Origin of the sequence: Flavobacterium humi (assembly GCF_004745595.1) — a bacterium.
GTDB lineage: Bacteria > Bacteroidota > Bacteroidia > Flavobacteriales > Flavobacteriaceae > Flavobacterium > Flavobacterium humi.
Window position 1 is genome coordinate 163,862 of record NZ_SRLH01000004.1, and the last position, 13,268, is coordinate 177,129.

The 13,268-nt window shown below is 41.6% G+C and carries 10 protein-coding genes; 2 read left to right on the forward strand and 8 right to left on the reverse strand.

What is annotated here, in order from left to right:
- Positions 1-4: 4 nt before the first annotated feature.
- Positions 5-1,477: an IMP dehydrogenase gene (gene guaB, locus E4635_RS08345; protein ID WP_135526180.1), complete on the forward strand. Its 1,473-nt coding sequence runs from the start codon at positions 5-7 to the stop codon at positions 1,475-1,477.
- 84 nt (positions 1,478-1,561) lie between these two features.
- Here guaB and E4635_RS08350 read toward each other — a convergent pair whose 3' ends face one another.
- From E4635_RS08350 to E4635_RS08385, 8 genes are all read right to left on the reverse strand, one after another.
- Positions 1,562-3,217, reverse strand: a complete 1,656-nt coding sequence (locus tag E4635_RS08350) for a S41 family peptidase (protein ID WP_135526181.1) — start codon at positions 3,215-3,217, stop codon at positions 1,562-1,564.
- A gap of 115 nt (positions 3,218-3,332) precedes the next feature.
- Complete coding sequence (locus E4635_RS08355) at positions 3,333-5,573, reverse strand: cation:proton antiporter domain-containing protein (RefSeq protein WP_135526182.1); 2,241 nt, start codon at positions 5,571-5,573, stop codon at positions 3,333-3,335.
- Positions 5,574-5,797: 224 nt separating this feature from the next.
- Complete coding sequence (locus E4635_RS08360) at positions 5,798-6,193, reverse strand: hypothetical protein (RefSeq protein WP_135526183.1); 396 nt, start codon at positions 6,191-6,193, stop codon at positions 5,798-5,800.
- Positions 6,194-6,401: 208 nt separating this feature from the next.
- On the reverse strand, positions 6,402-9,752 hold the full coding sequence (secA, locus tag E4635_RS08365) for a preprotein translocase subunit SecA (protein WP_135526184.1): 3,351 nt from the start codon (positions 9,750-9,752) through the stop codon (positions 6,402-6,404).
- A gap of 77 nt (positions 9,753-9,829) precedes the next feature.
- Positions 9,830-10,051 (reverse strand): DUF2795 domain-containing protein, encoded by a 222-nt coding sequence (locus E4635_RS08370; protein ID WP_002986941.1) that lies wholly within the window; start codon positions 10,049-10,051, stop codon positions 9,830-9,832.
- Positions 10,052-10,205: 154 nt separating this feature from the next.
- A complete protein-coding gene (locus E4635_RS08375; protein WP_135526185.1) occupies positions 10,206-10,775 on the reverse strand; it encodes a cob(I)yrinic acid a,c-diamide adenosyltransferase in 570 nt (189 codons plus the stop codon).
- A 43-nt stretch (positions 10,776-10,818) separates the two neighbouring features.
- Complete coding sequence (locus tag E4635_RS08380; protein ID WP_135526186.1) at positions 10,819-11,676, reverse strand: ATP-grasp domain-containing protein; 858 nt, start codon at positions 11,674-11,676, stop codon at positions 10,819-10,821.
- Between the two features lie 47 nt (positions 11,677-11,723).
- The gene (locus E4635_RS08385; protein WP_135526187.1) at positions 11,724-12,413 is read right to left on the reverse strand and encodes an ABC transporter ATP-binding protein; all 690 of its coding nucleotides are present in this window, start codon (positions 12,411-12,413) and stop codon (positions 11,724-11,726) included.
- A 158-nt stretch (positions 12,414-12,571) separates the two neighbouring features.
- On the opposite strand from E4635_RS08385, the gene E4635_RS08390 reads away from it, so the two are divergent.
- Positions 12,572-13,249: a DUF6565 domain-containing protein gene (locus E4635_RS08390; RefSeq protein WP_135526188.1), complete on the forward strand. Its 678-nt coding sequence runs from the start codon at positions 12,572-12,574 to the stop codon at positions 13,247-13,249.
- The last annotated feature ends 19 nt before the right edge of the window (positions 13,250-13,268 follow it).

Sequence of the window (13,268 nt, forward strand, 5' to 3'; positions counted from 1 at the left end):
CAACATGAAAGCACATACAGCTAAAATTATCGGAGAAGGATTAACCTACGATGATGTTCTTCTGATCCCCAATTATTCTGAAGTACTTCCGCGCGAAGTAAGCATCAAAACCCAATTCTCGAAAAACATTACCCTTAACGTCCCGATTGTATCCGCAGCTATGGATACCGTTACCGAAAGCTCTATGGCAATTGCCATGGCCCAGGAGGGAGGCATAGGCGTTTTGCACAAGAACATGACCATCGAGCAGCAAGCGGCTAAAGTCCGTAGGGTGAAACGTGCCGAATCGGGAATGATCATCGATCCGGTTACCTTGCCATTAACGGCGACCGTAGGCGATGCCAAGCAATTGATGCGTGAATTCAGTATTGGCGGAATCCCGGTAGTAAATGAAGAAAGAATACTGAAAGGGATTGTAACCAACCGTGATTTGCGTTTCGAGAAAAACAATGCCCGCCCAATTGTAGAGGTAATGACCAGCGAAAACCTGGTTACGGTATCTGAAGGCACTTCTTTAGAGCAGGCTGAAGTGGTTTTGCAAGGAAACAAGATTGAAAAACTTCCTGTGGTCAATGCAGAATACAAACTCATCGGGCTCATTACTTTCAGGGATATAACCAAACTGACACAAAAACCCAATGCAAATAAGGATAAATTCGGACGTTTGCGTGTGGCTGCTGCACTTGGTGTAACTGCTGATGCTGTTGAAAGAGCTACTGCCCTTGTAAATGCAGGAGTAGATGCTGTTATTATTGACACCGCACACGGGCACACAAAAGGAGTGGTTGATGTTTTGAAGTTGGTGAAAGCCAAATTCCCAGACCTTGACGTAGTAGTAGGCAATATCGCTACGCCGGAAGCGGCAATATATTTGGCCCAAAACGGTGCCGATGCTGTTAAAGTAGGAATCGGGCCAGGTTCCATTTGTACCACACGTGTAGTTGCCGGTGTCGGGTTTCCTCAATTTTCAGCAGTATTGGAAGTGGCTGCCGCATTAAAAGGAAGCGGGGTTCCTGTAATTGCAGATGGCGGAATCCGGTATACGGGAGATATTCCTAAAGCGATTGCTGCCGGTGCGAATTGCGTTATGTTAGGGTCGCTTTTGGCCGGTACAAAGGAATCACCAGGGGAAACCATTATTTTTGAAGGAAGGAAATTCAAATCCTATAGAGGGATGGGTTCGGTAGAAGCCATGCAGGAGGGATCGAAAGACCGCTATTTCCAAGATGTGGAAGACGATGTCAAAAAACTTGTTCCCGAAGGAATCGTTGGCCGTGTCCCTTATAAAGGAGACCTGAACGAAAGTATGCAGCAATTCATTGGAGGCCTTCGTGCCGGAATGGGGTATTGCGGTGCCAAAGATATCGAAACATTACAGGAAACAGGGCGTTTTATCAGGATTACGGCCAGCGGGATAGGGGAAAGCCATCCGCATAATGTAACCATCACCAAGGAAGCTCCTAATTATTCGAGATAATTCAAAAAAAATAATAGTTTTTAAACATAAAAAAGCCCGTTTCAATTTGAAATGGGCTTTTTGTTGATTTGGATTTTTGCCTTATCAGGATTTGGTATTTATGACTTCAATGGCTTTGTCCAATACTTCGTCCTGACCTTTCTGGATTCCTAAAATGGTTGGTTTCACTTCTATATTTGGAACAATTCCAACTCTTTGTGTTTCTTTTCCATCAGGATAGAATATCCCTATTCCCGACATCATTGTTTTAAAACCGCCAACAAGTTCAAAACGACTTATATTTCCATCGGCACCGGAGGTTTGACTTCCTATAACCATGGCATTTTTATTGGCTTGAAAACCCATGGTTGTAAATTCGGCATGGCTTTGGGTTTGCCCATTAACGAGGACTATAATTTTCCCGGTATATTTTTCATGTCTGTTGTTGCCGCATTTCCCACTTTCTCCCCAAATGAATTTCCCAGGGTAGCTTAAATCAGGGATGATTTTTTTATAAAAATCTGCTTTCGTAGGGTTTATATAATTGGCGATCTGATAGAGGGTTCCGTTGGGGTAATTTCGGATGTCAAAGATGGTTCCCTTTGTGTTTTTAAGGTCTTCCATCATTTTCGGGATTTCCTTATTGGTCACGGTGCCCATATTCACATAGCCAATATTTCCATCCAAAATCTTCCATTTATCTTTTCCCCAAGAGAATTTATATTTGAAATCTTTAAAAAAGTACCGATTAACGGTTTTGGATTCCGTAGTCCCATTTCTTATATATTCTATTTTTACGGTATCGGTTGAACCATTGAAAATAGCATATTTAGCGTTGTTTAATTTTGAAGAAGCATTTGAGGCATTGATGTATTTATAATTTTTTTCCAGGATTTGCGAAATAGGCTTTCCATCTACTTTTGTTATAACATCGCCAATCCGCAAATCATCTTTCTGTGCCAAGCTATCATTGTAAAACTTAGTAACAATGGCCTTATCGTCAATAATTGAAAAATCTGCAGGCAACCATTTCAGGCCAAAATAATCATTCGTTTCCGGGGTGATAAAAAAACCATGCGAATCATTGATTTTTACTACTAATTCTAGCATGCACAAATGATATTCCTCTTTGTTTTCCGGATGTAGAAACTTAGGAAGCATTTCAGTAAGGACCAAATCCCATTTCTGATCTGTCTGGTATTTGTAAGGAAAAAAATATTCAATGGTATTCCAGTATCTGAAAAGGGAAAGAATCCTTAAATTTTTATTATTCCAATCGAAATTTTTGTATTCGGGTTCATTTTCAATTTGAATGTTACCCACATTATTGATTGTAGATACATAATGCTGTTTTCCCTGAAACCTGTTTTCTTCAATATCCTTCAGTTTTTTGCATACTTCATCTGAAAACAGATTCCGGTCTTGTGTCCAATTCAAATCAAAATTTTTAGTAAAGTATTCCTTTTTGGAATCAGTTCCGCAGGAATTACACCTGCTAATTTCTCCAAGAGATGCGATCCACTGACTGAATACGCTTGAAAGTGCTGTTTTATCCTGCGCTTTTTCAATTTTAGGAAGTATTTCAAAAAGCTGCGTATCCCAATCGTATTTTCCATTGGCGACTTTGGGATGGTAATATTTTAGAAATCCCCAAATTTTAGCAGTACAGATCAATTTTTCGGTTTCGGTTAGTTTTTCCTGCGCTAAACAGGTTTGGCTTCCAATAAGAACTGAAAAGAATAAAAGAAAATAAATTTTCATAAAGAATAACGGTTTTTTAATTGTTGGCCGAAAATATTCTTATTCTTCCAATGTAAGAATTCGTTTGTGAAAACTTTAGGAGACATTATGAAAACTTTGTGAAACCGCCATTAAATTATTTTTTAAACAGCCCGGCCATCAGTTTCCTGTCTCCTACAACCCAAAGGATATCCCCTTCTTCCAAAATAAGATGCGAATCGGGGTTGAGCATGCGCTTTCCTTCCCGTTCGATGCCTACCACCAAACCGTTTGTTTTTTCCCTGATTTGGGATTGTCGGATGCTTTTGCCAATGAAAGATTCGTTTTTCAGCTCCAGATGCTGTAATACGATATCGGTTTCAGCCACAAATTCGGGCGCTTCGATTTCGTTTTGATCCAGGTATTTTTTGAATTTTTTAACCTGTGTATCGGAACCGATAACGCAAATTTCATCACCGGGGAACAATCGTTCGTTGCGGCTCGGGATATTGATCATGATGTCCCCACGCCTGATAAAAGCAATATTGATCCCCATCTTTTCACGAAGGTGCAATTCCTCTAATGTCTTTCCGGTAAGATTGGAAGCGGAGGCAATATCAAAAGTAGCCATGTGGCCGTCCCAGGGAGTCAGGTCGCGGCGTGTTTGGCGCTCCCTGGAAATTTCCCTTTCATTGAAGTTGCTCAGGAAATGTCTTTCAATGCGATGGTAGCGGGCCTGCAACCGTTTTGGGAAAAGGAAATAAACAATAAGGGAGGCAATCAGTGCTATGAGTGCGGTAATAGGGGAAAAGAAGTTGTTGAGGATGAATCCGATAAAAAACAAGCCAAGGGCAATCCTGAAGAAAATAAGCATGACTATAGGGCCGCGGTATTTCCGGTTTTGAAACAACTCGGTTACTTCTTCTACTGCTATCCTTCTGAACGACAGCGCCCAAAGGAAAGGAGAAAGCAGTACCAATGTGATTAAGGCGGCCATACTGTGACCGAATGTAGAACCTTCCACAAGCGGCAATATATATTTGGTCGACAACAGTACGATGGCAATAATAATAATGGAATGCAGCACGATCTGCATCAGGTAGCTTCGGAGCGCTTTTTGCCAGGTACTCACGGTTTTGATCGCATCGGCATTGGCACTATATTGTTCAAAGGCTTTGACCCATTTCCGGGGTAATTTCTTTTCCAGGAAAATTGCCACAGGCGTACCGAGTTTTACCATATAAGGAGTGGTAAAGGTAGTTACTGCCGATACGGCCACCACAATCGGGTACAGAAAATCACTGGTCACATGGAGTGTGCTTCCGAGGGTTGCTATGATAAATGAAAATTCCCCAATTTGGGAAAGGCTCATCCCTGTTTGTACGGATTGTTTCAGCGGTTGCCCCGAAAACAACGCCCCAATTGCCGCACTGATGGATTGCCCGAAAATAACGACCAAAGTCAGGATGGCTACCGGCATTGCGTATTCTACCAGGGTATGCGGGTTGATCAGCATTCCGACCGATACAAAAAATACAGCGCCAAACAGGTCTTTTACAGGTTTTACCAAATGCTCAATATGCTCGGCCTGAGTGGTTTCAGCGATGATCGATCCCATGATGAAAGCGCCCAAAGCTGGTGAAAAACCTACATTGGAAGCCAGGATAACCATCATCAGGCATAAGGCGATCGCGATAATTAAAACCATCTCATCCGTGAGCAAGTGTTTGGCTTTTTTCAATAAAGTTGGAATAAAAAAGATCCCTCCGATAAACCAAATGGTCAGGAAGAAGATTAATTTGAGAACGGAAAGCAACAATTCGGTTCCTGAAAACTGCTGGCTTACTGCAATGGTCGAAAGCAAGACCATCATTAAAATGGCTACGATGTCCTGGACAATCAAAGCACCGATAACATTTCCGGCAAATTTCTGGGATTTAACGCCCAATTCATCAAAGGTTTTAAGGATAATGGTGGTGGAAGAAATGGAAAGCATCACGCCTAGGAAAATACTGTTCATTTTCCCCCAATCCATAAGCTGGCCGGCGAAATAACCGACGATGACCATAATAATAATTTGAGTAATAGCTGTGATGGAGGCTGTTCCGCCTACTTTCATCAGTTTTTTGAAGCTGAATTCCAGGCCTAAACTAAACAAAAGGAAAATAATCCCTATTTCCGCCCAAACTTCAACACTATGTACATCTTTCACCGAAGGGAAAAAATCAAAATGCTTGCCTGCCAGGAAACCGGCTATAAGGTAGCCTAAAACAAGAGGCTGCTTGATTTTCTTAAATAGTAAAACCGCTACGCCTGCTGTCATCAGGATTAATCCCAAATCGCTGATCAAAGGGTACAAATGTTGTGTGGTTTGTGTCGTTGCGGCAGTTAGTAGCATAGGCCTATAAAAATTGTATGGTGTAAAATACTAAAAAAAGTCCGGTTTTTCAAGTTTTTAAGAGGTAAAATATGCGTTTCGTTCCATAAATAGCATTGATTTTGAGCTAATTGATATGAATTGGAGCAGGGCATGAAAAGAAACCCGTAAGGTATACGGAAAATTACCGCCTGATTTTCCAAGCGATAGTGAGCAGGGCAAAAAGACTGGAATTAGTTAGAAAACTATTTGGATTGGTTTAGGAAATCCAGTAAAACCGGGTCAGGGTTTTTGAAAGTAGCCGGTTGTTCGGTTATGGTGGCATTCCTTTTTTTATTGAGTTTCATGGTAACATCCGCTTCTGTGGTAAACAGCAACACTGTTAAAAAAGGATTGTTGATATAGGAAATCAAGACGGGAATTGCTTCTTCTATGGTGTAATTTGTAATTTCCTCTTCGGTCTGGTACCGGAATCGTAAAGCAAGCAGCAATTGGCCGTCAACCATTACAGTCTTGACGTAGATATTCATCAATGGCGTGTTTCCAATGGTTTTGGCCAGTGTCAGTTTTGCAAAAGTACCGTTGGAAATACTTTCTTTGAAAGCATCGAAAAGAACCGTAAAAGTTGGATTGTCAATCATGTATCGTATCTGTTTAATATCCCGGGTATTCATTTTTAGCGGTAGTTCCTTATTCGTGTTTCGGGACAACAAAAATAACAACTATTCCGAATAAAACGATTACAAAAACCAGGCTTTTGTTTTGACAGGTTTAAAAAAATCCCCGATTATAAAACATAACCGGGGATGTAAAATATAATGCTTTTAAGCTTTTGCGTCAGGGCGGGATTTATTCGTTTACGATAACCCATTCCCCGGTAGCTAACATGCTTTCGGCTTTTTTGTATTTCATGGTTTCCGATTTCCCGCTCATCACATGTTTGATGGTCACATTGTCATTACGGTTGATTTTCGGTGCATCACGCACAATAGTTTCGGTCACCTGACGCTGTTGCGTTTGCCCGGCTTCGTGGTTGCGTTCCGCAATTTCGTCACTGTTTAGGATTTCTTCTTTGCTTTCTGTATATCTTTCCTGGCTGCGGACTTCTTTCGCTTCCTGGATGTTATTGTTCTGTTGTGGCAAATCCCCTTTAAACAAGAACGAAATGACATCTTTATTGATATTGTCAATCATCGCCTTGAACAAATTGAACGCTTCGAATTTATAGATAAGCAGCGGATCTTTTTGTTCGTGGACGGCTAATTGCACAGATTGCTTCAATTCGTCCATTTTACGTAAGTGTTTTTTCCAGGCTTCGTCAACAATAGCCAATGTTATGTTTTTCTCAAAATCAGCGATAAGTTGTTTCCCCTGGCTTTCGTAAGCGCGTTTCAGGTCCGTTACGACATTAAGGGATTTGATTCCGTCGGAGAAAGGAACGATGATACGCTCAAAATGGTTCCCCGGATTTTCGTACACATTACGGATGATAGGGAAAGCATCTTCTGCATTTCGCTCAATCTTCTCATTGTAATATTGTAAGGCCGCTTTGTATATTTTCCCGGTCAGCTCGATTTCGGTCAGTTTTGCAAATTCCGTTTCCGTTACCGGAGAAGTGATGGAAAGGTTACGGATCAGTTCAAATTCGAAATTCTTGAAATCATTCGTTAATTTGTTTTTCTCCACGATTACCTCGCAAGTGTCATACATCATGTTGGCAATGTCCAGCTTAAGGCGTTCTCCGTGTAAAGCGTGGCGACGGCGTTTGTACACCACTTCACGTTGTGCATTCATCACATCGTCATATTCCAATAAACGTTTACGCACACCGAAGTTGTTCTCTTCCACTTTTTTCTGGGCACGTTCGATAGATTTGGTCATCATCGAATGTTGGATTACTTCTCCTTCTTTCAATCCCATCCTGTCCATTACTTTGGCTACTCTTTCAGAACCAAATAAACGCATCAGGTTGTCTTCCAGCGAAACATAAAACTGGGAACTTCCCGGATCTCCCTGACGTCCCGCACGACCACGCAACTGGCGGTCAACACGACGCGAATCATGTCGTTCCGTACCAATGATGGCCAAACCACCGGCAGCTTTAACTTCCGGAGTCAGTTTGATATCGGTACCACGGCCGGCCATATTGGTCGCAATGGTAACTACGCCCGGCTTACCGGCTTCTTCAACGATCTGGGCCTCCTGCTTGTGCATTTTAGCATTCAATACGTTGTGCTGGATATTCCTCATTTTCAGCATTCGGCTTAACAATTCGGAAATCTCTACGGAAGTTGTCCCGATAAGCACCGGTCTTCCCGCCTGGGAAAGCTGTACTACATCCTCAATTACCGCATTGAATTTTTCACGAACCGAACGGTAAATCAAGTCTTCTTTGTCAATACGTGAAATTCCTTTGTTTGTTGGGATTTCCACAACATCCAATTTGTAGATTTCCCAAAACTCACCGGCTTCAGTGGTTGCTGTTCCGGTCATACCTGCCAATTTGCTGTACATACGGAAATAATTCTGAAGCGTTACAGTCGCATAGGTTTGGGTCGCGTCTTCAATCTTTACATTTTCCTTGGCTTCGATCGCCTGGTGCAATCCGTCGGAATAACGACGGCCGTCCATGATACGCCCGGTTTGTTCGTCAACGATAAGGACTTTGTTGTCCATGATTACGTATTCGGTATCTTTTTCGAATAAAGTGTAGGCTTTTAAAAGCTGTGTCAACGTATGGATACGCTCGCTTTTTACGCTGAAATCCTGGAACAGTATTTCTTTTTGCTCTGCTTCTTCCTCTTTGGAAAGGTTCAGTTTTTCTATTCGGGCGATTTCAGTCCCGATATCCGGTAAAACGAAGAAAGTATCATCTGTGTCCCTCGACATCGCCTGGATTCCGCTTTCGGTCAATTCTACCTGGTTGTTTTTTTCTTCGATAACAAAATAAAGCGCTTCGTCCACTTTTGGCATTTCACGGTTGTTATCTGCCATGTATTGGTTTTCGGTTTTCTGAAGGAGTTGTTTTACGCCTTCTTCCGATAAAAATTTGATCAGGGCCTTATTTTTTGGCAATGCCCTGTAAGCTCTTAATAGCTGGAAACCACCGTCTTTAGTGTTTCCTTCTTTGATAAGGCGTTTGGCTTCGGCTAAAAACCCGTTTGCCAGTTGGCGCTGCAGGTTAACCAGATTGTCAATTTTCGGTTTTAACTCGTTAAATTCATGACGGTCTCCATCGGTTACCTGTCCGGAGATGATCAATGGTGTCCTTGCGTCATCGATCAATACAGAATCGACCTCATCGACTATGGCGAAATTGTGTTTTCTCTGAACCAAATCGCTTGGGGAATGTGACATATTATCACGCAGGTAATCGAAACCGAATTCGTTATTGGTACCGTAAGTGATGTCCGCTTCGTACGCTTTTCTACGTTCGTCGGAATTAGGCTGGTGCAAATCGATACAGTCTACGGTCAATCCGTGGAATTCGAATAAAGGGGCTTTCCAGGCGCTGTCACGTTTGGCAAGGTAGTCATTTACCGTTACAAGGTGTACACCGTTTCCGGTTAAAGCATTTAAATATAAAGGAAGGGTTGCTACCAAAGTTTTACCTTCACCGGTTTGCATTTCGGAAATTTTACCCTGGTGCAATACGATACCACCAATTAACTGGACATCGTAATGGATCATGTCCCAGGTAATTTCCTTACCTGCGGCATTCCAGGAATTGGCCCAAACGGCAGTATCCCCAACAATATTGATGTAGGATTTTGAAGCAGAAAGTTCCCTGTCTTTTGGAGTGGCGGAAACAGTAACCTGCGTATTTTCTTTAAAACGTTTTGCAGTCTCTTTAACCACGGCGAAAGCTTCCGGAAGGATTTCATTTAATGTTTTTTCGGAAATCTCATACGCTTCTTTTTCCAGAGCGTCGATCTGAACATAGATTTCTTCACGGGCATCAATGTCCTGAATGGCTTCCACTTCCAGTTTTAAACTTTCGATTTTAGCATCTTTTTCAGCACGCGCCTGCTTGATTTTTTGTTTGAATTCTGTCGTCTTAGCCCTTAATTCATCATGCGATAAGGAACTGAGGCTGCTTTCAAATGCTTTTATTTTAGTGATGAGCGGCTGAATGGCTTTTACATCTTTCTGTGATTTGTCGCCTACAAATGCTTTTAATATACTGTTTATGAAACTCATAATAATTTTGTTTAAAAATGGGTGTTAAATTGACCAAAAAAAAAGCCTCGAAAGAGACTTTTTAGCAGGTTTTATTTCTAATATTCATCCTCGTTCCAAAGATAGTCTTCGTCAGTTGGATAATCTGGCCATATTTCTTCCATTGATTCGTAAATTTCTCCTTCGTCTTCAATAGATTGTAGGTTTTCTACCACTTCAAGTGGAGCACCTGTTCTTATGGCGTAGTCGATTAATTCGTCTTTGGTAGCAGGCCATGGTGCATCGCTTAAATATGATGCTAATTCTAATGTCCAATACATCTTGTTGAATTTTAATTTATTGCAAAAATAATTTTTCTACTGAAAAAATCAAGTTTTTTTTGATTTATTTTTAGGTAAAGTTAAGAACGTCTTTTTTTATGTCCGGTTTTGATCCGGGATAAGCCGGCCGGTGACACTTGCAAACGGGTTTTGATTACTTTCGGGGTATCCATTGTACTTCGTCTGCGTTTAAGTCATTTGTCAACTTCCGTGCCAATACGAAAAGATAGTCAGAAAGTCGGTTCAGGTACTTAATTACGAGCTCGTCTGTGGGCTCCATGTCATTCAAATGCACTGCTAAACGCTCCGCACGGCGGCAAACACAGCGTGCAATATGACAATATGACACCGTTGTGTGGCCTCCTGGCAAAACAAAGTGTGTCATTGGCGGGAGCGATTCCTCCATAGTGTCAATTTCATTTTCCAAAAAAACGATGTCAGATTCTACAATACCAAGGTTTTGCAACCGCGGCTGGCCGTTTTTTAAGGTCTCTTTTTCAGGTGGCGTAGCCAAAATGGCGCCTACGGTAAATAGCCTGTCCTGAACTTCAATAAGGACATTTTTGTACTGTATGTTGATTTCCTGGTCGCGGATAAGCCCTATGTAAGAGTTTAATTCGTCTACAGTCCCGTAACTTTCAATGCGTATGTGGTGTTTTGGCACACGTGTCCCGCCAAAAAGAGCCGTAGTGCCTTTGTCGCCGGTTTTAGTATATACTTTCATTAGGTGGTTTTTATAGATGGTAAATTCAAATCTGGATACAAATTTACTGTATTAATTCCAATATTGATTTGACAAATCTCTCAAGTGAGCCGGCGCTTAGGTTAAAATACAAATCGGGTTCGATGCATTCTATTTCCATCAGATGCAATTCGCCGTCAATGATGATCCCATCTACTCTGGCGTACAAAAGATCATAATCGAACTGATCGACTATTTTTTTTGCTTTTTGTATCAATTCTGGCGAAGGGTCGATCGAAGTATAATTCCCTCCAAATTGTACCTGCACCCTAAAGTCACCTTCGGCAGGTTTTTTGTTGATGCAATGCGAGAATTTTTTATTGAAAAAAATAAAAGAGGTTTCTCCCAAAGACTGTATTTCAGGCATGAATTTCTGCAGCAAGAGTTCTTTTTGTGCTGCCACAGATTGGTATTCGTGATTGATTTTATCGCTATCGGCCGTTTCAAAAACGCTTGTCTGGTAAGCGCCTCCTGAAAATGCCGGTTTTAGGACCATTTTTTTCCAATCGGGAGGAATAATGCCGGGAAGGTCAAGTTGTTCTGTTTTGTCAATGAAAACAGTCGGGATAATCCGGATTCCGGCCTTTTCCATTTTACGAAGGTAAAATTTGTGTTTGTTTTCCTGGATGACTTCGATGGGATTTAAAGTCCTGATCCCTAATTGTCCGATATGGTCAAGCCAAAGGTTGAATTCGGCCTCTTTTTCGAAATAATCCCAGGTATTGCGGAAAACCAGGTAATCGAAATCAGGCCAGTGGACGGTTTTGTCATTCCAGATTACTGCGCTTGCCGTGATGCCGTGTTTGGCAAGTTCCGGAATTAGTAGCTGGTCGGCTGGAGCCAATTCCGGAAAATCGGCACAAGTGAGTAGGGCAATGTTCATTATGGTTTTATGGATTTATCGTGACGGTCCCCGAAAGATTGGGAAGGTCAATTGTTTTGTGTGTCGCTTTCAATAAGGCCGTCGCGAAGGCGGATGATCCTGTGGGCGTGGGAAGCAATATCTTCTTCGTGCGTAACCAGGATAACGGTATTCCCTTTACTGTGGATTTCCCCGAAAAGCTTCATGATTTCTTCAGAAGTCTTACTGTCTAAATTTCCCGTTGGTTCATCGGCAAGAATAATCGAAGGTTTGTTTACCAAAGCCCTTGCAATGGCTACACGCTGGCGTTGCCCTCCCGAAAGTTGGTTGGGCTGGTGGTCCATCCTGTCATTAAGGCCCACTTGTGTCAAAACTTCCTCAGCTCTTGTTTTCCTGTCGCTTTTGGAATAACCGGCATAAATCATCGGTAAGGCCACATTGTCCAATGCAGTTGTTCTGGGCAAAAGGTTGAATGTTTGGAACACAAAGCCTATTTCCTTATTTCGGATTTCGGCAAGTTCGTTGTCGACCATTTGGCTGACATCTTTTTCGTTCAGGATATATTGGCCCGAAGTAGGAGTGTCCAGACAGCCTAAAAGATTCATCAATGTTGATTTCCCGGAACCGGAAGGGCCCATTAAGGCAACATATTCCCCTTTGTTGATCTGCAGGTCTATTCCTTTGAGAACGTTAATGGTTTCGCTTCCAAGGATGAAATCCCTCTTGATATTGGTTATCCTGATTAATGAATTTGACATTGTAAGAAATTTATGTTCTTCGGATTAGTATGCATAAAAGGAAGAATGTTACACATAGGGCAGGGAATTAGGAATTGTATAACAATCGGAAGGAATTATGTAAGTAAAAAAACCGCCATTCGCAATAATTTTAACACATAATTAAAAAGTTAAATATTATGAAAAAGCAAAATTTGATTTTAGGCGCCGCACTTATCGCTTTAGGATTTGTATCCTGCAAGGATGACAAACAAGCGCAAGCGGAAAAAACGGTTGATACCTACGTTATTTATGTAGATTCATTAGGAAATGTTCCCACTTCAGATGCTGAAACCAATTGGGAAGCCATTGATGCGGCTTACCAGTCCAGAACGATGGATGCTGAAGCTGCTTTGGAAAATTTGAAAGACAAGGAAAAAGCCCAGGAAAGAATAAACGCCAGTAAAGCCAAATACGAGGAACTGAAAGCAAAATTGGAAGCTGAAAAAGCAAAACAAAACGAAGTAGCTGCCGCTGCTTTGAGCCCAAAACAAAAAATGAGAAACGCTTTGTTTGGAGAAGGCAAAATTGGCGATGACATGAATTTCGATTGGGTAAATGCCGCAAACATCCATGGTGTTTACCAACAATTCGTACATACTGTCGAGGATAATAAAGACAGTTATTCCCGAGAAGACTGGGATGAAATTAAAACAATGTACGAAGCGCTTGACAGCCGAAAAAATACAGTTGAAAAAGAAGGACTTTCAGCTGAAGACAACAGAAAAATTGCCGGCTTGAAACTGAAATTCGCCCCTATGTATACTGTAAACAGAATGGGAGCAAAATCAGAAGAAATGTCCAAAGCAAAAAAATAGTTAAGTTAATTTTAATTCA